This is a genomic window from Flavobacterium cyclinae, from assembly GCF_021172145.1.
GTDB classification, from domain to species: domain Bacteria; phylum Bacteroidota; class Bacteroidia; order Flavobacteriales; family Flavobacteriaceae; genus Flavobacterium; species Flavobacterium cyclinae.
In genome coordinates, this window is the sequence record NZ_CP089095.1 from 65,805 (window position 1) to 87,630 (window position 21,826).

The 21,826-nt window shown below is 28.5% G+C and carries 22 protein-coding genes; 21 read left to right on the top strand and 1 reads right to left on the bottom strand.

Features of this window, described 5'->3' with window-relative positions; translation table 11 throughout:
* From LOS86_RS00325 to rffA, 10 genes are all read left to right on the top strand, one after another.
* Complete coding sequence (locus tag LOS86_RS00325) at positions 1-954, top strand: hypothetical protein (RefSeq protein ID WP_231842681.1); 954 nt, start codon at positions 1-3, stop codon at positions 952-954.
* Positions 954-1,976, top strand: coding sequence for a dTDP-glucose 4,6-dehydratase (gene rfbB / locus LOS86_RS00330; protein ID WP_231842682.1), 1,023 nt, complete (start codon positions 954-956; stop codon positions 1,974-1,976). The genes LOS86_RS00325 and rfbB overlap by 1 nt, the downstream gene beginning before the upstream one ends.
* 51 nt (positions 1,977-2,027) lie before the next feature.
* Positions 2,028-2,885: a glucose-1-phosphate thymidylyltransferase RfbA gene (gene rfbA / locus LOS86_RS00335; protein ID WP_231842683.1), complete on the top strand. Its 858-nt coding sequence runs from the start codon at positions 2,028-2,030 to the stop codon at positions 2,883-2,885.
* Between the two features lie 83 nt (positions 2,886-2,968).
* Entirely contained in the window at positions 2,969-3,520 is a 552-nt protein-coding gene (gene rfbC, locus LOS86_RS00340; RefSeq protein ID WP_231842684.1) for a dTDP-4-dehydrorhamnose 3,5-epimerase, read from the top strand.
* Positions 3,514-4,407 carry a dTDP-4-dehydrorhamnose reductase gene (rfbD, locus tag LOS86_RS00345; RefSeq protein WP_231842685.1) on the top strand — a complete coding sequence of 298 codons (894 nt, stop codon included), beginning with the start codon at positions 3,514-3,516 and terminating at the stop codon, positions 4,405-4,407. The genes rfbC and rfbD overlap by 7 nt, the downstream gene beginning before the upstream one ends.
* On the top strand, positions 4,404-5,495 hold the full coding sequence (locus tag LOS86_RS00350) for an acyloxyacyl hydrolase (RefSeq protein ID WP_231842686.1): 1,092 nt from the start codon (positions 4,404-4,406) through the stop codon (positions 5,493-5,495). The genes rfbD and LOS86_RS00350 overlap by 4 nt, the downstream gene beginning before the upstream one ends.
* Positions 5,496-5,551: 56 nt before the next feature.
* Positions 5,552-6,310 carry a GIN domain-containing protein gene (locus LOS86_RS00355; protein WP_231842687.1) on the top strand — a complete coding sequence of 253 codons (759 nt, stop codon included), beginning with the start codon at positions 5,552-5,554 and terminating at the stop codon, positions 6,308-6,310.
* 3 nt (positions 6,311-6,313) lie between these two features.
* Complete coding sequence (locus LOS86_RS00360) at positions 6,314-7,231, top strand: glycosyltransferase family 2 protein (RefSeq protein WP_231842688.1); 918 nt, start codon at positions 6,314-6,316, stop codon at positions 7,229-7,231.
* Positions 7,228-7,914, top strand: a complete 687-nt coding sequence (locus LOS86_RS00365; protein WP_231842689.1) for a GNAT family N-acetyltransferase — start codon at positions 7,228-7,230, stop codon at positions 7,912-7,914. The genes LOS86_RS00360 and LOS86_RS00365 overlap by 4 nt, the downstream gene beginning before the upstream one ends.
* The gene (gene rffA, locus LOS86_RS00370; RefSeq protein WP_231842690.1) at positions 7,901-9,025 is read left to right on the top strand and encodes a dTDP-4-amino-4,6-dideoxygalactose transaminase; all 1,125 of its coding nucleotides are present in this window, start codon (positions 7,901-7,903) and stop codon (positions 9,023-9,025) included. The genes LOS86_RS00365 and rffA overlap by 14 nt, the downstream gene beginning before the upstream one ends.
* Before the next feature lie 60 nt (positions 9,026-9,085).
* On the opposite strand, the gene LOS86_RS00375 is transcribed toward rffA, so the two are convergent.
* Positions 9,086-10,582: a glucosyltransferase domain-containing protein gene (locus LOS86_RS00375; RefSeq protein WP_231842691.1), complete on the bottom strand. Its 1,497-nt coding sequence runs from the start codon at positions 10,580-10,582 to the stop codon at positions 9,086-9,088.
* A 101-nt stretch (positions 10,583-10,683) separates the two neighbouring features.
* Between LOS86_RS00375 and LOS86_RS00380 the strand changes: the two genes are divergently transcribed.
* From LOS86_RS00380 to LOS86_RS00430, 11 genes are all read left to right on the top strand, one after another.
* Positions 10,684-11,229, top strand: coding sequence for a hypothetical protein (locus LOS86_RS00380; RefSeq protein ID WP_231842692.1), 546 nt, complete (start codon positions 10,684-10,686; stop codon positions 11,227-11,229).
* A 91-nt stretch (positions 11,230-11,320) separates the two neighbouring features.
* Complete coding sequence (locus tag LOS86_RS00385; protein WP_231842693.1) at positions 11,321-11,830, top strand: hypothetical protein; 510 nt, start codon at positions 11,321-11,323, stop codon at positions 11,828-11,830.
* The gene (locus LOS86_RS00390) at positions 11,831-13,090 is read left to right on the top strand and encodes an oligosaccharide flippase family protein (RefSeq protein WP_231842694.1); all 1,260 of its coding nucleotides are present in this window, start codon (positions 11,831-11,833) and stop codon (positions 13,088-13,090) included.
* Complete coding sequence (locus LOS86_RS00395) at positions 13,083-13,763, top strand: acyltransferase (RefSeq protein WP_231842695.1); 681 nt, start codon at positions 13,083-13,085, stop codon at positions 13,761-13,763. Before LOS86_RS00390 ends, LOS86_RS00395 begins: the two co-directional genes overlap by 8 nt.
* Entirely contained in the window at positions 13,760-14,986 is a 1,227-nt protein-coding gene (locus LOS86_RS00400; RefSeq protein WP_231842696.1) for an O-antigen ligase family protein, read from the top strand. The genes LOS86_RS00395 and LOS86_RS00400 overlap by 4 nt, the downstream gene beginning before the upstream one ends.
* Complete coding sequence (locus tag LOS86_RS00405) at positions 14,986-16,149, top strand: glycosyltransferase family 4 protein (RefSeq protein WP_231842697.1); 1,164 nt, start codon at positions 14,986-14,988, stop codon at positions 16,147-16,149. Before LOS86_RS00400 ends, LOS86_RS00405 begins: the two co-directional genes overlap by 1 nt.
* Before the next feature lie 56 nt (positions 16,150-16,205).
* A complete protein-coding gene (locus tag LOS86_RS00410) occupies positions 16,206-17,315 on the top strand; it encodes a DUF1972 domain-containing protein (protein ID WP_231842698.1) in 1,110 nt (369 codons plus the stop codon).
* Positions 17,257-18,603 (top strand): O-antigen ligase family protein, encoded by a 1,347-nt coding sequence (locus tag LOS86_RS00415; RefSeq protein WP_231842699.1) that lies wholly within the window; start codon positions 17,257-17,259, stop codon positions 18,601-18,603. The genes LOS86_RS00410 and LOS86_RS00415 overlap by 59 nt, the downstream gene beginning before the upstream one ends.
* Positions 18,604-19,587 carry a UDP-glucuronic acid decarboxylase family protein gene (locus LOS86_RS00420; protein WP_231842700.1) on the top strand — a complete coding sequence of 328 codons (984 nt, stop codon included), beginning with the start codon at positions 18,604-18,606 and terminating at the stop codon, positions 19,585-19,587.
* Between the two features lie 3 nt (positions 19,588-19,590).
* Positions 19,591-20,949, top strand: a complete 1,359-nt coding sequence (locus LOS86_RS00425; protein WP_231842701.1) for an undecaprenyl-phosphate glucose phosphotransferase — start codon at positions 19,591-19,593, stop codon at positions 20,947-20,949.
* Positions 20,949-21,701, top strand: coding sequence for a glycosyltransferase family 2 protein (locus LOS86_RS00430; RefSeq protein ID WP_231842702.1), 753 nt, complete (start codon positions 20,949-20,951; stop codon positions 21,699-21,701). Before LOS86_RS00425 ends, LOS86_RS00430 begins: the two co-directional genes overlap by 1 nt.
* The last annotated feature ends 125 nt before the right edge of the window (positions 21,702-21,826 follow it).

Sequence of the window (21,826 nt, forward strand, 5' to 3'; positions counted from 1 at the left end):
ATGAGCACAAATTCTCAAGATCAAGAAATCGATTTAGGCCAAATCGGAACTGGAATTAAGAACTTTTTTAATAATAGTTTAAATACCATTTTTGATTTTATTTTCTTCATTAAAAAGAAAATCATAATCATAATTATATTGTTTATAGCTGGTGTTGCTGCCGGTGTTGTTCTAGATAGCAGACATAGTTATATTCAAAAATTGGTTCTAATTCCAAATTTTGGAAGTAATGAATATCTATACAATAAGATAAGTTTATTGGAGTCTAAATTAAAAGAGAAAGATGTTGCTTTTTTTAAACAAATTGGTATAAAGGATATCGATGAAATTGGTAAAATTGAAATTAAGCCAATCAACGGAATTTATAGTTTTATTAATTCAAAAGACAATGCTTTAAATTTTGAGTTTATCAAATTAATGGCAGAAGACGGCAATATTGAGAAAATAATTAAGGAGGATATAACGAGTAAAAATTATTATCAACATCAATTAGTAATAAATACTTCTAAACCATTTAAAAGAAACGAACTTATTGATCCAATATTAAACTTCCTTCAAGATTCAGAGCATTTTAATAAATTAAAAACTATTTATCAAAATAACGTAAAAACGAAAATTGAAATTAACAATCAATTAATAAATCAAATTGATGGATTGATACTTTCGTTTTCTGAAAACAAGCCATCGGGTAGTGTTACTATTTCTGAAAATAGCGGAATAAACGACATTATTAATAAGAAAGACGAATTAATAAAAGAAAATCAATACAAACTTTTAAATAGTGTTGAATACGATAAGATTGTAAAAGATCAAAGTATTGTTGCCAACCAAATTAATACTTCAGGATTAAGTAATAAAATGAAATTTATTGTACCTATTTTGTTTGTATTCTTATATTTAATAGGGTATTGGTTTATAAAATTATATAAAAATCAAGTAGCAAGAATTAACTAATGAAATATATTTTAGTAACTGGCGGTGCCGGATTTATTGGAGCAAATTTTGTTCCGTATTTTATAGAGAACAATTCAGATTATCATTTAGTAAACTTAGATTTGCTTACCTATGCTGGTAATTTAGAAAATGTATCAGAAGTAGAAAATCATGCTCGATATACATTTGTTCAAGGTGATATTTGCGATCGAAATTTTGTAGAAGAATTATTTCAAAAATATCAGTTTCACGATGTAATTCATTTTGCAGCAGAAAGTCATGTTGATAATTCGATTTCAGGTCCAGAAGCGTTCATTAAAACCAATGTGTTAGGAACGTTTAATTTGTTAGATACAGCAAGAAAACTTTGGATGTCGGCTCCTAATCAATACAACATTGGATTTGAAAATTCACGCTTTCACCATGTTTCTACTGATGAGGTATATGGAACTTTAGGCGAAACGGGTTTGTTTGAAGAAACAACACCATATGCGCCAAATAGCCCATATTCGGCTTCAAAAGCGGGTTCTGATATGATTGTGAGAAGTTATTTTCATACCTATGGAATGAACGTTGTAACCACAAATTGCTCTAACAATTATGGTCCAAAACAACATAATGAAAAGTTGATTCCTACTATTATTCGTAAAGCGGTAACTGGAGAGAATATTCCGATTTATGGCGATGGAAAAAACGTGCGCGATTGGTTATATGTTTTAGATCACTGTAAAGGAATTGAATTGGCTTTCAAAAAAGGAAAAGCTGGTGAAACGTATAATATTGGTGGCAGAAATGAGAGAAACAATTTATATATTGTTGATAAAGTTTGTTCAATTTTAGACGAAATGAAGCCAAAAGCATCAGGAAGTTATAAAGAACAAATCACTTTTGTAAAAGACAGACCAGGACACGATTTAAGATACGCCATCGATGCTACAAAAATCGAAACCGAATTAGGTTGGAAAGCCGATGAAAACTTTGAAACCGGAATTGTAAAAACAATAGAATGGTATTTAAAAAAGTTTAGTGTTAACGAGTTATAGTTTTTTTTCGAAACTATAAACAATCAACCACAAACTATAAACGCATTAAAAATGAAAGGAATTATATTAGCAGGAGGCTCAGGAACCCGTTTACATCCGTTAACATTAGCGGTGAGCAAACAATTGATGCCTATTTATGATAAACCCATGATTTACTATCCATTATCAACTTTGATGTGGGCAGGAATAAACGAAATTTTAATTATTTCTACACCTCACGATTTACCATTATTTCGTCAATTGTTAGGCGATGGAAGTAAATTAGGTTGCCGATTTGAATACGCTGTTCAAGAACATCCAAACGGATTAGCTGAAGCTTTTATCATTGGTAAAGAGTTTGTAGGGAACGACAAAGTAGCTTTGATTCTAGGAGATAATATTTTCTACGGAACTGGTTTAGCAGAATTACTTCAAGCGAATAACAATCCAAATGGAGGAATTATTTACGCGTATCATGTACACGATCCAGAGCGTTATGGTGTGGTAGATTTTGATAAGGATGGAAAAGTTTTATCTATAGAAGAAAAACCAGCCCAACCAAAATCAAACTATGCTGTTCCTGGAATTTATTTCTATGATAATGATGTTTTAGAAATTGCGGCAAACATAAAACCAAGCCACAGAGGCGAATTAGAAATTACCGATGTAAATAAAGAATATTTAAATCGAGGCAAATTACAAGTAAGTATTTTAGATAGAGGAACCGCTTGGCTAGACACAGGAACATTCCAGTCCTTAATGCAAGCTGGTCAATTTGTTGAGGTTATTGAAGAACGTCAAGGATTGAAAATTGGAGCAATTGAAGAAGCCGCTTATAAAATGGGCTTCATTGATGCAAATCAGTTAAAAGCATTAGCAGAGCCATTATTAAAAAGTGGCTACGGAAAACATTTGATGAGCCTTATTTAATTAGTCAGTTTGTCAATGTGACAATATGCCAATGAAAAAAATAGACTCATTAACATATTGAAAATTGGCACATTATGTAGAATATGAGATTTATAGAAACCCAACTAAAAGGATGTTTTATCCTAGAACCTAAAATAATCAATGACGAAAGAGGTTACTTCATGGAAAGTTTTAATGCAAAAACATTTCAAGAAGGAATTGGACAAAATGTAACGTTTGTTCAAGATAACCAATCTTTCTCTACTCGAGGTGTTTTAAGAGGATTACATTATCAATGTGGCGAACACGCCCAAGCCAAGTTAGTTCGTGTTTTACAAGGTGAAGTTTTAGATGTTGCCGTTGATTTACGTCCTGAATCAGAAACATTTGGTCAATATGAAGCCGTTTTACTTTCGAGTGAAAATCAAAAACAGTTTTTTGTACCTAGAGGTTTTGCACACGGATTTTTAGTGCTATCAGAAACGGCAACCTTCTTTTATAAATGTGATAATTTTTACAACAAAGAAAGTGAAGGAGGATTAATTTATAATGACGAAACCCTGAAAATCAATTGGGATTTTCCTTCTCAAGACTTGATTATTTCAGAAAAAGACCAAGTATTACCTAATCTACAAAATGCTAAGAAAGTATGGTAGTATTAGTTACAGGAGCCAACGGTCAATTAGGACAATCCATTCAATTTATTGCTCATAAATATCCAAATATTCAGTTTGTTTATACTGATTATCAAGAAATGGATATTACTAATTTTGAAAATTGCCAATCTGTTTTTGCAGTTCATAAACCACAATTTTGTATTAATACCGCTGCTTATACCGCAGTTGATAAAGCAGAAAGTGAAGTTGAAAAAGCGCATTTAATTAATGCTGTTGGTCCAGAAAATTTAGCTAAAGTTTGTAAAGAATTCGACACTGTTTTACTTCATATTTCTACCGATTTTATTTTTGATGGTACTTCGACTTCGCTCAGTATGACAAATGGGTACAAAGAAACCGACATCCCAAATCCGCAAAGCGTTTACGGACAAACGAAGTTGGATGGCGAATTAGCAATTCAGAATAATTGGGAAAAATATTTCATCGTAAGAACTTCTTGGGTGTATTCGCAATTTGCAAATAATTTCATGAAAACCATGTTACGATTAGCTTCGGAGCGTGATACTTTGTCTGTTGTACATGATCAGATTGGAACGCCAACAAATGCAGTAGATTTAGCTGAGGTTTTGTTGAAAATCATACAGTCTTGTCATGCTGAACTCGTTTCAGTATCACCCAACAACTTCGGAGTTTACAATTTCAGTAACGAAGGGATTTGCTCTTGGTATGATTTTGCAAAAGAAATATTTCAACAAAACGCTATTTCAATTAACCTAAATCCTATTCCAACAGAAGCTTATCCAACACCTGCTTCAAGACCTGCATATAGTGTTTTAGATAAAACAAAAATTAAAAAGGTATTTCACATTGAAATTAAGGAATGGAAGGATAGTTTAAAAGAATGTTTAACACAACTGAAAAGATGAAAAAAGCCCTACTTTTTTTCTGTTTTTCTGTTTCGTTTGTTTTCTCACAAGAAAATAATCCAGCCTATATTGATGTTCAACTTTTCAGAGGTAATATCATCAAACATACTGATGATATTGGACATTTAATTACAGGCCATCCCGATGGTTTTATGTTAAGTTACAATTGGAAAACATTTGGTAAAAAAGAATGGGAACAAGTTTATAATTATCCAGATTATGGTATTTCATTCCATTATTTAGACTTCCAAAATCAATATTTAGGCTATAATATTGCCCTAGGATTACATTACAATTTTTACTTTTTGAATCGAAATTTAATGTTTCGAATTTCACAAGGTATTGGTGTTACTTCAAATCCATACGATAAGGAATCCAATAATAAGAACAATGCTTTTGGAACAAGACTAATGGATAATAATTATGTACTGTTGCAATATAAAAAGGAAAATATTTTTAATAGGTTTGGTTTTCAAGCGGGTTTTATGTTAACTCATTTTTCTAATGGAAGACTTAAAGCACCAAATAGCGGAATTAATACTTTTGCATTAAATGTTGGGTTAAATTATAACCTAACAAGCAAAAAACAAGAATTTATTGTTGATTCATTACCATCAAAAGCTTCTTACAGAGAGAGAATCAAATATAATATAGCATTTAGAACAGGAATTTCAGAAGGACCTGTTCCTCATTTAGGTCAACGTCAGTTTTATCATTTTGGTTTTTATGCAGATAAAAGAATTGGAAGAAAAAGTGCAATACAAATTGGAACCGATATTTTCTTTTCAAGATATTTAATTGATTACATCGAGTTTACATCGGTAGCTTTTCCTGAAAAAAATAGTGATCCTAATACTGATTATAAAAGAATAGGACTTGTTTTAGGACATGAATTGTTTATAAATAAACTATCAATAGAAACACAATTAGGGTATTATGTTTATAAGCCATTTGATTATGAAACAAACCTTTATCAAAGACTCGGAGTAAAATATTATATTTACAAAAATATTTTTACGGGTGTAGGTTTAAAAGCGCATGGAGGAAGAGCAGAGGCAGGGGAATTTTCAATAGGAATAAGATTGTAAATCACAGAAAATCGCTTAAAACTAGATTAGGTTATTATAAAAATTAAATAAAACAGATGAAAAAATACTTCATATATCTTCTATTACTTATAATGGCAAGCTGCGGTATTTCTGAAGATTGTTTTAAAGGGAATGGCAATCAAATTACCAAAACATATCCATTAGAAGGATTTACAAAAATCAAAGTATATAGTGGTGTAGGATTAGTGGTTAAAGAAGGTATTAATTATGAAGTTAAAATTAATACATCCGATAATATTATTGATGATATAGATGTACGATTAAATGGCGATATGTTAGTCATAAAAGACAATTCAACTTGTAATATTGCTAGAGATTACGGGCAAACAAAAGTAGTTGTTACTATTCCAGATGGAACGGTTTTTCCTGCTATTGTCGAGTTAGAATTGCACAGTAAAACGGAACAAAAAATAGAATCGGATGGTGTATTACATTCTAGAGTAGTTCGATTGTTTTCGTTAGGTGATGATGGAGATGAAGCAGGAACAGGAGATTTTAATGTTCAGGTCAATAATGAGCAATTAGTAGTAGAGAGTAATACGGTTTCCAATTATTATGTTAATGGAAATACAAATCAAATGTTGTTAAATTTTTATTTTGGAAACGGTCGTTTTTACGGTGACGCATTTTATGCCCAAACTATTAAAGTTTTTCATAGAGGTTCTAACGACATGTTTGTTTATCCCGTTAATCAAATAGAAGGAACTATTTTCGCAACCGGAAATGTGGTATTGAAAAATGTACCTCCAATTGTGGATGTAGAAGAAGTGTTTAGAGGTAGAGTAATATATTAGTTTATGAAATTATCAGTTGTTTCTCCAGTTTATAGAGCTGAGTTAGTTTTAGAAGAGTTAGTAGAAAGAATTTCAAATAGTATTCCATCAGCTTTTAATTCTTTTGAAATTATACTAGTGGATGATTTTAGTCCAGATAAATCATGGCAAAAAATTGAAGAGATTTCAAAAAGAAACAACAATGTAAGAGGTTTTAAATTAAGTAGAAATTTTGGTCAACATTATGCAATTACAGCGGGTTTAAATCAAGTAAAAGGAGATTATATTGTAGTTTTAGATTGCGATTTACAAGATCAACCTGAAGAAATTAATAAATTATTTGTTGAATCTCAGAAAGGATACGATATTGTTTTAGCCAGAAGATATGAAAGAAAAGATTCTCTTTACAAAAAAACAGTTTCAAAATTATTTTACAAAACTCTATCCTATTTAACAGGAACAAAACAAGATGCAACAGTTGCAAATTTTGGAATTTATTCTAAACAAGTTATAGATGAGGTTGTAAAATTAGAAGAGAAAATCAAATACTTTCCCACTATGGTGAAATGGGTTGGGTTTTCAACAAGTTTTGTAAATGTTGAACACGCATCAAGATCAGAAGGAAAATCAAATTATAATTTAAAAAAATTACTCAATTTAGCCTTAGATATTATTTTAGCCTATTCAGACAAGCCTTTGCGATTAATAATTAAATTTGGATTATCCATTGCATTGATATCTTTTATAATGGTTATTTATGTTTTATTTGAAAAGATGACAGGAAAAGTTTCAGTTAGTGGGTATGCAAGTTTAATTATTAGTATTTGGTTTTTGAGCGGGTGTTTATTAACCACACTTGGAGTAGTAGGTTTATACATAGGTAAAATCTTTGAAGGTGTTAAAAACAGACCAAGTTATATTATAGAAAAATCAACAGAATGATAAATCAACTTGATTGGGATTCAAATTTTTTTGAATTGCAAATAGCAGAATGTTTTATAGATAATCAATCCGTTATTAATGTTGAAAAAACGTATGATTTGATTTATGTTTTTTGTAATTCTGATAAAGATATTAATCTACCTGGATATAGTGAATCATATAAAGAAAATAAGATTGTCTATATTAAAGATTTAGTTAAAAATCAATTAGATTCTGAGAATATTTTAAGTTTTTCTAGTAAAAATTTTTCAAGAGAGCAATTATATGAATTGTCTTTTGAAAGTGGAAAATATAGTCGTTTTAAAAAAGATAAAAAATTTTCAATTCAACAGTTTGAAAATCTTTATAAAAGATGGATAGATAATTCTCTTGATTTTGGTTTTTCAGATGATATTTTAGTCTATGTTGAAGAAAAAAAAATAATTGGCTTTATAAGTTACAAAATTAAAAAAAACGAAGCAACAATTGGTTTAGTTGCAGTTCTACCTAATCATCAAGGAAAAGGAATAGGAAAAAAATTATTACAAGTTGTTGAAAATGAATTAATTAAAAACGATATAAAAATTCTTAATATTCCTACACAAAAAGAGAATTTTGAGGCGTGTTCATTTTATGAAAAACAAGGTTATAAAGTTAAGCAAAGTATAATTATTAAACATTTTTGGAGAAATGATTCCATTTAATAAACCCTATTTAACAGGTAAAGAAACCCAATATATAGAAGAAGCAGTGAAATCAGGTAAAATTTCAGGTAATGGAATTTTTACTCAAAAGTGCCAACAATTTTTTGAATCTAATTATGGTTTCAAAAAATCGTTGTTAACCACTTCTTGTACTGATGCTTTAGAAATGGCTGCTATTTTAATAAATATTAAAGAGGGTGATGAAGTAATTATACCATCTTATACTTTTGTTTCAACAGCAAATGCATTTGTTTTAAGAGGAGCAAAAATTGTGTTTGCTGATAGTATGCCAAACCATCCAAATATCGATGCTTCTAAAATAGAATCTTTAATTACTTCTAAAACAAAAGCTATTGTTCCAGTTCATTATGCAGGTGTAGCATGTGATATGGATACGATTATGGATCTAGCAAAAAAGTATAAATTATTTGTGGTGGAAGATGCCGCTCAAGCTATAGATAGTTATTATACAGGAAAAGATGGAATTAAAAAAGCATTAGGATCTATTGGTCATTTAGCTGCTTTTTCATTCCATGAAACCAAGAATATTATTTCTGGAGAAGGCGGAATGTTAGCCATTAACGATGAACAATTTATCAATCGAGCTGAAATAATATGGGAAAAAGGTACAAATCGTTCTTCATTTTTCAGAGGAGAAGTAGATAAATATGGTTGGGTTGATGTGGGAAGTTCATTTTTACCTTCTGAAATTGTTGCAGCTTTTTTATGGGCACAATTAGAAAATCTTGAAAATATTCAAAATACAAGAAAGGCACATTGGGAAAATTATAATTTGGAATTAAATGAATGGGCAAAAAAACATGAAATTAGTTTACCTGAATTACCTAGTTATGCCAAAAATAATGCTCATATGTTTTATTTAGTGTGTAAAAATTTAGAACAAAGAACCGCTTTAATTCAACATTTAAAACAAAATGGAATAATGGCAGTTTTTCATTATATTAGTTTGCATAAAAGCCCATTTTATGAAAGCAAACACGATGGTAGAATTTTACCTGAAACGGATAATTTTACAGATTGTTTACTTCGTTTACCATTATTTTTAGAATTAGAAACAGATTTGGTAATTAATTGTTTAAAAAAATATTAAAAAAAGGCTGGTTTTAATTTATTAAAACCAGCCTTTTTTATTTTGAGTAAATTTTGTCTTTTATTCAAAATAAAGTTTAGCTCCTTTTTTATCTCCAAGTTTTACAATTACTACACCGTTAATCATTTTTATAGATTCTTCATTTGGCCATACTGCCATATTACTTATTGAATCTTTAACAGAATCGTATTGTTCTTTATTTATCATATTAAAATCGCCAATATTTGAAAGTTTAAAGAAATTATTTACTCTGTAATTATCTGCTTCTCCCCAGTGGAATATTGAACCACCAAAAATTTCACTTTTATCCAATCTGAATTTTTGATGATATTCAAAATCGAAGAAACCATAAAAATATACAACTTTTTCAGTAGTTTCAAAATTAGGATATTTCTTCAAAATTAAATCATACATCTTTTCAGAGTTACGTTTATCGTAAAGATAAATTTTGTTACAAGTATAAAACAGATTGGTAATAAAATAAATATTACAGATAATAATTAAGGATATAAATGTTGAAGTAATGTAATTGTATTTATTAATATTAAAAGATTTAATAAAAAACACAATTAAAAATGCAAAGATAATACCCGTAGTAACATAAATTCTAGGTGGATGATAACCATTAGAGATAAATAATGAAACTAAAAATGGACTTAATATTAAAAAGAATAGAACTAATAATTTTAAAATAAAATATTTTTTTTCAATAAAAAAGCGAATAAGAAGAATAACTGAAATTAGGGGAACAATTATAAATAATTTTTCACCATAGTAAAAACTACCTTTTAGATTATTAATCCAAATATCAAAAAACATTGAAATCATGTTGTTTGAGTTTCCAGAAGTAAAGGATAATAAATACCCGCTATCTTTAATAGGTGGACAAATAATTTTAACGGATATAGAATAAAGAACAATAGAAAACAAAATTAATCCTGCAAAAACAAATAAATTTTTTATTTCTTTTTTTTGATTAAAGTCTTCATTGTGTAATTTTTGAAAAAAGTGAATTACATAAATAGTCACAGGAAATAATATTAGAATTTGATACATTGAAGTAGCAAACATTATTATTAAACTAGCAAGTAACAAATAAAAAAACAATTTGATTTTTGAACTATTTTCAATGTTTTTTATAAAAATTTCAACACTAATTACAGATAAAAGAACACCTAAACCAGCAATATCTGACATCATATAAAATACAACCTGATATGATATTTGAGGAATAGTGATAAATAGACCACAAAAGAAATAGGCATAAATATTTTCAAACTTAAAAAGTTTAGAAAGTCTAACAGCAGAAACACTAAAGAAAAATAACCCCAGAATTAAAGTAAAATATTGTAAATGACCATTAAAGAGGTGATATCTAATTAAATTTTGACCCCATCTCCCCATATCTAATGCAAAATCAGATAAAATAGGAATTTCATTATCTACACTTAATGTATAATTTGAAAGTGCAAAACCATAAGCGACTAGTGATAAAAAAAATGTAAAAAAATACATTTTTATATCTTTTTCAAACCCTTTGTTTAATAAATTATTCATGTGAAAAATGATGTTTTTAAATTTCAGTAAAAATAAATAAATTAACTTGCACGATAATAAGATAATTCTTTAATTTGTCAAAAAAATTAAACCTTAAAAAGATGAAAAATTATTATTTTTCTTTATTGATAGTTTGTTTGTTTTCTTTTGTAGGATGCAAAAATGAAAACACAGATGCTACTACTCCTGCAACTGAAGTTGAAGAGACGGTTAAACAATTTAAAGTTACAGTAAATTTTATAGCAGCTAAAAAAGACGATTTTTGTCTATTATACACAGAAGACAACACAGTTAATTTTGGTGAAAATGGAGTTTGGAAATCAATTGAAGGAAGCGAAAATGAACAACAAGTAGAGTTTCAATTACCAGCAGATGTATTTCCAACACACCTTAGATTGGATTTAGGTATTAAACCAGATCAGTCTGATGTTACATTAAAATCTGTTATTTTAGAATATAACGGTAATAAAAAAGAAATTGTAGGTCAAGAACTTGGAATGTATTTTAGAGCTGATGAAAACACTTGTACTTTTGATCCATCAACAGGAGTGGTGAAATCAAATATTGAAAACGGTGTTAGACAAAACCCATCATTGTACCCTCAAGAGCCTACATTAAAGCAAGAAATTGAAAAATTAGCAAAATAAAAATATTTTTATAGTATATTTAAAAAAGTGAACTGCGGTTCACTTTTTTTTATTTAATAAATCAGTTATATTTACTTTAAATTAGTTTAAAATGGTAAAGAATTTATTTCTTATTTGTTTATCAATTTTCATTTTCAGTTGTGAAAATGAATCTGCATCTAATTCTTTAAAAATGTCGCTAGATGCTGTTATTCAAAAATCGGATTCAATAGCTGTATATTATACAACGAGTAATTCAGTTGCATTTCATAAAGAAGCATCCTATTGGATAAAAGTAAAAGGAAGTAAAAAAAATCAAACCATTAATTTTACATTTCCAGATACCATTCAACCGAAACAAATTAGAATAGATTTTGGTCGTAATAAAAAACAACCCGAAATCATATTAAATGAAATAGCCTTTTATTATAAAAAAGAAAAAATTACAGCTAAAGGAGAAGAAGTATATTTTTTATTTAGGGTAGATGAATCAAATACAGTAATTGATAAATTAGTTGGAAGTTTAAAAAGAAAAGAACCTAATCAAGCAACAGGTCCATCACTATATCCTAAAGGCGATAAATTATATAACAAATTAAGCCAATTGTATACTGAAAAGTAAATGCTAAAAATCTTTAATAAAATACTATTTCATCCTCAATTTCATAAACTTAGTATTTATGGTTTTGGTCAACTTTTCAATTTGGTTACACCCCTGTTGGTTGTTCCCTATATTGTATCAGTTTGTGGTGAAGAAAATTTTGGGAAAACAGCTGTGGGAATGGCGATTGCTTTTTTCTTAATTGTATTTATCGATTTTGGTTCAGATATTATTGGAGTCAGAGAAGTTTCAGTTAACAGAGATAATCCAGAAGTATTAAATAAAATTTTTACAACAACATATGCTGTAAAAGGAATTATTTTGTTGATTGTTTTAACTTTTGCATCTTTTATTTTCTTTACTTTTCCTTTTTTCAAATCCGAAAAAATAATGTTTACCTTAGGGCTTTCGGTATTAATAGGGCAATTTCTTAATCCCACATGGTTCTTACAAGGAATTGAAAATGTAAAATGGATTACATTAGTTAACATTATATCAAAAGGTATATATCTATTAGGGATATTCTTTACTATAAAAAAAGAAACAGATTATATATACGTCAATTTATGGTGGGGTTTAGGAATGATTTTCTCAAACTTTTTGATTCTTATATGGATTATTAAAAAACATCGATTCTCTTTTTTAATGGTAAATAAAGAAGAAGTTTTTAAACATATTAAAAATGACTTCTCTATGTTTTCATCTCAAATTTTTGTTTCATTACAATTATACGCACCGGTTGTTTTAATTAGTTATTTTGGAAATAATTTAATGGCAGGTCAATATCGAATAGTAGAACAAATTATTGTAATATTCAAAACATATATCTTTCTATTTTTTAATTATGTTTTCCCAAGAGTTTGTTATTTAATTGAAACAGATTTTAAAAGAGGATTAAAAAATTGGATAATTTATAACGGGTTTAATTTTGTTTTTGTATTAATAAGCATGGCACTTTTTCATCTTTTCTCATACGAAATTGTAGCTTATTTTAATCCAACTAACAGATATGTTTTAAGTAATTTGCTAGAGGTAGCTGTATTTATTCCCTTAATATTAGCTATTTCGGTTCCTTTAAAACAATTAATACTAGCTTTAAATTATAAAAAATTTTATGTTCGATTGACGTCAATTATGGTGCTAATTAACTTATTGGCTATCGTATTTTTACTTCCTTTATTTAAAGTTTATGGTGTTTTTTATTCTTTAATTGCAACAGATTTAATAGTTATAATTTTTTATATTTACCAATTAAAGAAAAACAACAAATTTCATGATTAAGTTAATATTTCAAAAATTACTTAATAGAGCAGGAAAAAACTATAAAATCGATCCCAATATCCCATCTAGTTTATTCATATCAAGCATGTTTTCTAGATTCATAATGGTGTGTAGAGGATATTTTTGGTTGTATAAGAAGATTTTTTTAGGAAAAAATTGTAAAATTTCGAATAAACGTAATATTATTTTTGGAAGCAATATTACAATAGAAAACAACGTTAGTATTGATGGATATTCCAAAAATAAATTATCATTTGGCAATAACGTTAAAATAGGTGCATATTCGTGGATATCTTGCACCAGTCATTTTTCCAAATATGGTGAAGGAATTACTATTGGGAACAATTCCGCTTTTGGAAAGTTTACCGAGTTTGGTGCGGCAGGAGGTATCCAAATTGGAAGTGATGTTATTGCAGGATCATATATTAGTTTTCATTCAGAAAATCATGTTTTTCAGGACCCTTCCAGATTAATAAGAGAGCAAGGCGTTACATCAAAAGGTATCTTGATTGGAAACAATGTTTGGATTGGCGCCAAAGTTACTTTTTTAGATGGCTCAAAAATTGGAAATAATTGTGTGATTGCCGCTGGAGCTGTAGTAAATGGCGAGTTTCCTGATAACACAGTAATTGGTGGTGTACCAGCAAAAATTTTAAAAACAATAACTCAATGAAATTATCTTTAAATAAAGAGTTTTTTTATCAATTGTTCTTTACTTTTTGCGTAGTTATTCCTTTTTTTAATAATTACGAATTATCATTTATTTCTTGGTTATTAGCTTTAGTATTAACATTTAAAAAATCATATTCTACCTCCTTTTTACGATATGTATCGTATTTCATTTTTATTTTCATATTAGCTTTTATAGTTGGGGTTTTTTATCAATACCGATTATATTTTGTTATTAGAGATATAACCTATTTATTAAAACCAATTTTAGGGCTTTTTATTGGGTATCAATTTTTTAATAGTACAATTAAAAATCCTTTTAAGTTTTTATTATACTCAGGGCTGGCAATGGCAATAATTCATTTAGCCTTAGTGGGTTATGGAATTGTTTTTCAAGGAGCAAAAAGTGTGGCAAGCATTAGAGAATATGGTGGCTATTTTAATGATTACGAAATTTATACTTTTATTATTTTATTATTTCATAAGAAGTTTCAAGTTGATTTGTCTACTAAAAGATACAGATTGTTTTTTATCATTATGGGGCTTTCAACCTTTTTTTATTTAGCACGAACAAATTTTATTCAGCTGGTAATACTATTCATGGCGATGAAAGGTTGGTTGATACTTGATAAAAAATCATTAACCATCATTGGAACTCTTATAATAGCATCAGTATTATCTTATACAGCTATTTATTTGTATAACCCTAAGCGAAATGGAGATAGCGTTAATGAATTTCTATACAAAATAAAATTAATTCCCTTAGAAGCTTTTGCAACTAAAATTAACAGAAATGATTGGAAAGATTTTCATGACCATTATCGTTCGTATGAAAATGTTAGAACTATAGAACAATTAACTTATAATGATTCTTATATTTTAGGTGAAGGAATTGGTTCACAAGTTGATTTAAAACAAAAAGTTAGATTAGGTGATATGGATTTAAGACATATTTCTATATTACATAATGGTTATATGACGGTTTATTTAAAAGCCGGAATCCCAGGATTATTATTACTTTTTGGCTCTATTTTTTATTTTTTTAGAAAACAATCAAGTGTAAACGATTTAGATCATAACATAAACTTATTATTTATTGGGACAGGTTTATTTCTCATTATTTCTTATTGGGTTTTTATGGGTTTTTACAACTTATTAGATTCTAAATCATTATTAATTGGATTTTTATTTTCTTATAAAAACCATTTGAGAAAAATTACTTATTAATGAAAAAAATTCTTTTTATTCATCAATCGGCAGAACTTTATGGTTCAGACAAAACATTATTATTGTTGTTAAAAAATTTAGACAAAACTAAATTTAAGCCTATTGTAATTTTACCTTTTGATGGTCCTTTAAAAGAGGCATTGGAATCCGAAAAAATTGAAGTAGTAATTGCTCCGGTATTAAAATTATATAGAAAATTATTTACACCTAAAAACATTTTAGGTTTTTTTGGCGATATTAAAAAAGCGTTTAAAATAATAAATGAGCTACATAAAAAACATCAATTTGAGCTTATTTATTCTAATACACTTGCTGTTTTATTGGGTATTATGTATGCTTGGAAAAACAACATCCAACATTTATGGCATGTACATGAAATTATTGAGAAACCCACTTTGTTTAAAAAAGGTTTCATGGCTTTATTAATTTTAAAGTGCAATAATTTTATTGTGTATAATTCAAAAGCAACTCAGACATTTTGGGAAGCTAATGAAAAGATTTCCAAAAAAGGAATAGTAATTTGGAACGGAATAGAAACGAATTCTATCGAAATTAATCACAATGATGTTTTAGATATACGGACCAATAAATTCAAGCTAAATTCCGATGAAATTGTAATTGCTTTAGTAGGAAGAATAAGTAGATGGAAAGGCCAAATGATTTTGTTAGAAGCTTTTCAAAAATTAATTCAAAGCAGAACAGACATTAAGTTAGTATTCGTTGGTGCACCACCACCAAATCAAGAAAACTTTCAAGAAGATTTAGAAAAAAAAATAGCGGAATATCAATTAGAAAATAATGTAATGATTTTGCCTTTTCAAAATGAAATTCAAAAGATATGGCAATCAATTGATATTGCTGTTGTTCCTTCAACAGAACCAGAGCCTTTTGGCATGGTAGCCATTGAAGCTATGTTAGCTCAAAAACCTGTTGTTGCATCGAATCATGGAGGATTATCTGAAATAGTTGAAGACAATAAAACAGGCTTTTTAGTTCAACCAAATGACCAACAAGAATTGGTTTTCGCTCTTGAAAAATTACTACAAAATCAAGAATTGAGAACACAAATGGGTAAAAATGGTTTTCATAGAGTGATCCATCAGTTTTCGGTTGAACAGTATGTACAATCTTTTGAAAAATTATTTGAAAACATTGTTGTTTAACTTTCTTTTAATAATAATTCTAAAATAGTTACATTTGAAAAAATATTATTTTTTTAATGAAGATTGCTATTTTAGGAACGCGTGGTGTTCCCAATTATTACGGAGGATTTGAACAATTTGCAGAATTTTTTTCTGTGTATTTAGCAAATAAAGGTCACGAAGTTTATTGTTATAATTCACATAATCACCCATTTCAAGAAAAAACCTTTAATGGTGTTCATATAATACATCAACATGATCCAGAGTACAAGTATGGTACTTTTGGGCAATTCATTTATGATTATAATTGTATAATAGATGCGCGTAAACGAAATTTTGATATCATCTTACAATTAGGGTACACTAGTAATTCTATTTGGTTCTTTTTAATGCCAAAAAAAGCTATTAACATAATTAACATGGATGGTTTAGAGTGGAAACGTTCTAAATATTCTTGGCCTGTGCAACAATTTTTGAAAGTTGCAGAATGGTTAGCAGCAAAATCAGGGGATTATCTGGTGGCAGATTCGTTAGGAATTCAATCATTTTTAAAGAAGAAATATAAAAAAGAGTCTACTTATATAGCTTATGGCGCCCATTTATTTGATTCACCAAATGATGATGTTTTAAAGCAATACCAAGTCGAACCAGGTAACTACAACATGATTATGGCGCGATTTGAACCCGAAAACAACTTAGATATGGTGTTAGAAGGGGTTGCTTTAAACAATGAAGACCAAACTCCAATTTTAGTTATTGGAAAACACGAAACAAAATACGGCGCTTATCTAAAAGATAAATTTAAAAATAATTCTAATATTCGATTTATCGGCGGTGTTTACAATTTAGAACATTTAAATAATTTAAGATATTATAGTAATCTTTATTTTCACGGACATAGTGTAGGGGGAACCAACCCATCACTTTTAGAGGCAATGGCATCACAAGCATTGATAATTGCTCATAACAACGATTTTAATAAAGGGGTTCTTAAAGAAAATGCATATTATTTTTCAAATCCTTCCGAAGTTAAAAAAATCTTAAATACTATTAAAAAAAGTGATAACTTGCACTTTATAAAAAACAATTATCAGGCAATAGCAAACGATTTTAATTGGGAAAAAATAAATGGCGATTATTTACAACTTTTTGAAAAATGTATGGAACAATCTTCTAAACGAAAGTAAAACGAACATTTCTTTTTTACCATTCGTTTTATTAATGGTAACTATTCCTTTGCCATTAGGAATAAATAATTTCTTTTTAGCATTATTTGTTCTATCAGTACTTTTCAATAAAAACAAATCCAAAATTTATTTTTCATTAGCATTAAGCTTGCCCATTATCCTCTTTATGTGGATGGGTTTTTCTTATTTTTGGTCAATTGATAGCGCAAGAACACTTAAGGCAATTCCAAGAGAAATAGGTTTTTTGATTTTACCTATTGTTTTTTTGTTTGTCCCTTTTACACTCCAACAGAAACTTAAGGCTATCAGTATTTACAGTTATTCTATAACTTTATTAGTCGCTTATTATTTAGTTAGAGCTATAATTAGATATGCTATTACTCAAGATGCTCAAGTATTTTTTTATCACGGCGAATATGATAATGATTATGGGTTAGTGCCCAAACTATTAAATGCTATCCATTTTTCAGTATTTGTTGCGATTGCATTTTTTTATTTTTTAACTCAAGAAGTAAAAACTAAAGTTACGTTATTTATCTCTGTATTGTTATTTAGTTTTATCATTTTATTATCATCAAAAAACATCATTTTAGTTGTAATAACCTTAATTGTCATTTACTTCCTTTTTTATTCAAAAATTGCAAATAAGATGCGATTAAGAAACCTGATTGTAATGATAGTCATATTGGGTTTAATGTTTTCTTTTGGAAAAATAAAGGAACGATTTCAAATCGAGTTTCAATCAAATACGAATAAAAGTTTAAGCAGTAATGTAATAAAAGGAATTCCACAAGGGGTTCACAATATTAGTATTTATGAAGCTTGGTTTAATGAAAAATTTACACCAAACGATTTTTTTCCAGGAACAGCATTCAGAGTATATCAAGCTCGAATATTTTTAGAATTTCTTCAAGAAGAGCCTATTTTTTGGAAAGGATTTGGATTAAATGCCGCTTTAAAGAAAACAGAAGAAAAAGGAAAAAAATATAATGTTTTTCTAGGTGATGAAATTACCGAAGGCTACCAAAAAAAGAATTTCCACAACCAATACATTCAAAATTTTGTTGATTTAGGTATTGTGGGATTTTTATTGTTGTTTGCAATGATAGTTTTAAATATAAAAAACGCATTAAAAAGTAAAGATTTTATTCATATTGCTTTTTCAATTCTAATGATAAGCTTATTTTTGACAGAATCTTTTTTATGGAGACAAAGAGGTGTTATCTTTTTTATGGTATTTTATTGCCTTTTTAACATTTCAGCACAATTTAAAATTGAGAGAAAATAAATGAAAAGAATATTAATAACAGGTGCAGCAGGTTTTTTAGGTTCGCACCTTTGCGATAGATTTATTAAAGAAGGTTATTTTGTTATTGGAATGGATAACCTAATTACTGGGGATTTAAAAAACATTGAACACTTATTCAAAGATAAAAATTTTGAGTTTTATCATCATGATATCACCAAGTTTGTTCATGTGCCCGGAAAACTTGATTATATTTTACACTTTGCTTCACCTGCAAGTCCTATTGATTACTTAAAAATTCCAATCCAAACTTTAAAGGTAGGATCTTTAGGAACTCATAATTTATTAGGCTTAGCTCGAGTAAAAAAAGCAAGAATACTTATCGCATCTACTTCAGAAGTATATGGAGATCCATTAGTTCATCCACAAACTGAAGAATATTATGGAAATGTAAACACCATTGGTCCAAGAGGGGTTTATGACGAAGCTAAACGTTTTCAAGAATCTATTACAATGGCATATCACACTTTTCATGGTGTAGAAACTAGAATCGTTAGAATATTTAATACTTACGGACCTCGAATGCGATTAAATGACGGTCGAGTTATTCCAGCATTTATTGGACAAGCATTAAGAGGTGAAGATTTAACTATTTTTGGTGATGGTAGCCAAACACGTTCGTTTTGTTATGTAGATGATCAAGTGGAGGGTATTTTTAGATTGCTTCATTCTGATTATCATCTTCCAGTAAATATTGGTAATCCTGATGAAATTACAATTAAAGAGTTCGCAGAAGAAATCATTAAATTAACTGGAACTAATCAAAAAGTGGTGTATCATCCATTACCAATTAATGATCCTATGCAAAGACAACCTGATACAACAAAAGCTAGAGAAATATTAGGTTGGGAAGCAAAAGTATCAAGAGCTGAAGGAATGAAAATTACATACGAATATTTTAAAACGCTTTCATCAGAAGAGTTGTTAAAAGAGGAGCATAAAGATTTTTCTAAATATATCTACTAATTTATGCAAAAAGGACGATATTCCAAATACATCCGACCATTAAGTATTTTAATAGATTTAATTTTAGTACTTGGTTTATTGCCTTTGTTTTTTAAAGGCCTGGATATTAATTTTACAATTTTTGGAATTTATCTTGCGATAACATGGGTTATTGTTGCCTTTTTTTCATCTTTTTATAATGTTTACCGATTTACAACTCCAGTTGAAATCCTTAGTAAAATAGCCAAACAGAGTGTTTTTTTTATTTTACTAATTATTGCTTTTTTTCCATTTAATAAAGAAACAATTTTTAGTGGTAAAGCAATAGCTTTGTACTCCATTACCTTGTTTTCAATTATTATTGTTATAAAAAGTTTACTTTTTTATTATTTAAAAAAATACAGAATTGTAACTGGAAATAACTTTAGAAATGCAATTATTATAGGATATACAACAGAAGCTATTGATTTAAAAAAAATATTTGAAGAAAGACCAGATTATGGATATCGATTCAAAGGATATTTCTCTGATAAAAAAACAAATGAAAATATCATTGGAAAGGTAGATCTTATCAAATCGTATTGTTTGGAAAATAAGATAGATGAGATTTATTGTTCTTTAAATGAACTTTCTAATGAAAAACTAAAAGATTTAGTTGAATTTGGAGATGAAAACAACATTGTCGTTAAGTTTATTCCAGATTCAAAAGCTATTTTTTCCAAAAATTTAAAAATTGACTATTACGAACTTTTTCCTGTTTTATCACTTCAAAAAACAGCACTTCACGATCCGTTAATTAAAAATTTTAAAAGAGCTTTTGATTTTGTTTTTTCTTTATTAGTTGTCATTTTTATTCTTTCTTGGTTAACCCCATTAATGGCATTATTAATCAAAATCGAATCGAGAGGTCCTGTATTTTTTAAACAAAGTAGACCAGGTTTAGACGAAAAAGAATTTTTATGTTATAAGTTTAGATCAATGAAGTTAAATGTAACTACTGAAAAAGAAGCTTCTAGAAATGATCCAAGAGTTACAAAAATCGGTCGATTTATAAGAAAAACCAGTATTGATGAATTGCCACAATTTTTCAATGTTTTATTAGGTGATATGTCGGTTGTAGGTCCAAGACCTCATTTATGGTCACAAAATAAAACCTATGGAAATAAAGTAAAGAAATACATGGTGCGTCATTATGTAAAACCTGGAATCACAGGATTAGCACAGGTTAAAGGGTATAGAGGTGAAATTGAAACTGAAAATGACATGGTAAACCGTATTAAATTTGATGTATATTATATTGAAAATTGGTCATTATTAATGGATATTAAAATCATTATTCAAACGGTAGTCAATATTTTTAAAGGAGAAGAAAAAGCTTATTAATGAACGCTTTAGTTTCAATAATTACACCAACTTATAATTCTGCAAAATTTGTTGCCGAAACCATACAATCCGTACAAAATCAAACGTATCAAAACTGGGAAATGATTATTGTGGATGATGGTTCTTCTGATGAAACGGAAAGTGTAGTTTTATCCATAATCCAAAACGACAACCGTATCCAATTTCACAAATTAAGTCAAAATTCAGGTCCAGCTGTAGCTCGAAATACCGGAATTGAAAAGGCATCAGGAGCTTACATGACGTTTATTGATGCCGATGATATTTGGTTCCCAACTTTCATCGAAAACAACATAAAAACGATTCAAGAAACCGGAATTCCATTCGTATTTTCATCTTATAGAAGAGCCAATGAACAATTAGAATTTATCTATTCTGATTTTATTGTTCCGCATAAAGTTTCGTATACCGATATTTTAAAATCCAATTCGATTAGCTGTTTAACTGCTTTTCTAGATATTAATAAACTAGGCAAAAAATATATGCCATTAATCCGAAAACGTCAAGACATGGGATTGTGGTTGAACTATTTAAAAGTAATTCCTTTCGCTTACGGCATTCAAGAAACGCAAGCGATTTACCGAATCAGAGAAAATTCACTTTCCAGAAAAAAATCAGATTTAATTAAATACCAATGGCAATTTTATAGAGAAGTTGAAAAGTTGAATGTTTTTCAAGCCACTTATTATATGTTGCATTGGATGTTTCGTGGTTTTATGAAGTATAGAAATTAATTCCTATTTTACCACAAAGAACACAAGGAAGGCTCAAGGAACACAAGGTTTTTAACCGCAAATTCTCAAATTTTAAAAATACTTTGTGGAACTTTGTGCTTGACTTTGTGAAACTCTGTGTAATT

Excerpts from the sequence above, each read along its gene's own strand:
- LOS86_RS00325 (WP_231842681.1), top strand. The coding sequence starts at position 1 with ATGAGCACAAATTCTCAAGATCAAGAAATCGATTTAGGCCAAATCGGA.
- rfbB (WP_231842682.1), top strand. The coding sequence starts at position 954 with ATGAAATATATTTTAGTAACTGGCGGTGCCGGATTTATTGGAGCAAAT.
- rfbA (WP_231842683.1), top strand. The coding sequence starts at position 2,028 with ATGAAAGGAATTATATTAGCAGGAGGCTCAGGAACCCGTTTACATCCG.
- rfbC (WP_231842684.1), top strand. The coding sequence starts at position 2,969 with ATGAGATTTATAGAAACCCAACTAAAAGGATGTTTTATCCTAGAACCT.
- rfbD (WP_231842685.1), top strand. The coding sequence starts at position 3,514 with ATGGTAGTATTAGTTACAGGAGCCAACGGTCAATTAGGACAATCCATT.
- LOS86_RS00350 (WP_231842686.1), top strand. The coding sequence starts at position 4,404 with ATGAAAAAAGCCCTACTTTTTTTCTGTTTTTCTGTTTCGTTTGTTTTC.
- LOS86_RS00355 (WP_231842687.1), top strand. The coding sequence starts at position 5,552 with ATGAAAAAATACTTCATATATCTTCTATTACTTATAATGGCAAGCTGC.
- LOS86_RS00360 (WP_231842688.1), top strand. The coding sequence starts at position 6,314 with ATGAAATTATCAGTTGTTTCTCCAGTTTATAGAGCTGAGTTAGTTTTA.
- LOS86_RS00365 (WP_231842689.1), top strand. The coding sequence starts at position 7,228 with ATGATAAATCAACTTGATTGGGATTCAAATTTTTTTGAATTGCAAATA.
- rffA (WP_231842690.1), top strand. The coding sequence starts at position 7,901 with ATGATTCCATTTAATAAACCCTATTTAACAGGTAAAGAAACCCAATAT.
- LOS86_RS00375 (WP_231842691.1), bottom strand. The coding sequence starts at position 10,582 with ATGAATAATTTATTAAACAAAGGGTTTGAAAAAGATATAAAAATGTAT.
- LOS86_RS00380 (WP_231842692.1), top strand. The coding sequence starts at position 10,684 with ATGAAAAATTATTATTTTTCTTTATTGATAGTTTGTTTGTTTTCTTTT.
- LOS86_RS00385 (WP_231842693.1), top strand. The coding sequence starts at position 11,321 with ATGGTAAAGAATTTATTTCTTATTTGTTTATCAATTTTCATTTTCAGT.
- LOS86_RS00390 (WP_231842694.1), top strand. The coding sequence starts at position 11,831 with ATGCTAAAAATCTTTAATAAAATACTATTTCATCCTCAATTTCATAAA.
- LOS86_RS00395 (WP_231842695.1), top strand. The coding sequence starts at position 13,083 with ATGATTAAGTTAATATTTCAAAAATTACTTAATAGAGCAGGAAAAAAC.
- LOS86_RS00400 (WP_231842696.1), top strand. The coding sequence starts at position 13,760 with ATGAAATTATCTTTAAATAAAGAGTTTTTTTATCAATTGTTCTTTACT.
- LOS86_RS00405 (WP_231842697.1), top strand. The coding sequence starts at position 14,986 with ATGAAAAAAATTCTTTTTATTCATCAATCGGCAGAACTTTATGGTTCA.
- LOS86_RS00410 (WP_231842698.1), top strand. The coding sequence starts at position 16,206 with ATGAAGATTGCTATTTTAGGAACGCGTGGTGTTCCCAATTATTACGGA.
- LOS86_RS00415 (WP_231842699.1), top strand. The coding sequence starts at position 17,257 with ATGGCGATTATTTACAACTTTTTGAAAAATGTATGGAACAATCTTCTA.
- LOS86_RS00420 (WP_231842700.1), top strand. The coding sequence starts at position 18,604 with ATGAAAAGAATATTAATAACAGGTGCAGCAGGTTTTTTAGGTTCGCAC.
- LOS86_RS00425 (WP_231842701.1), top strand. The coding sequence starts at position 19,591 with ATGCAAAAAGGACGATATTCCAAATACATCCGACCATTAAGTATTTTA.
- LOS86_RS00430 (WP_231842702.1), top strand. The coding sequence starts at position 20,949 with ATGAACGCTTTAGTTTCAATAATTACACCAACTTATAATTCTGCAAAA.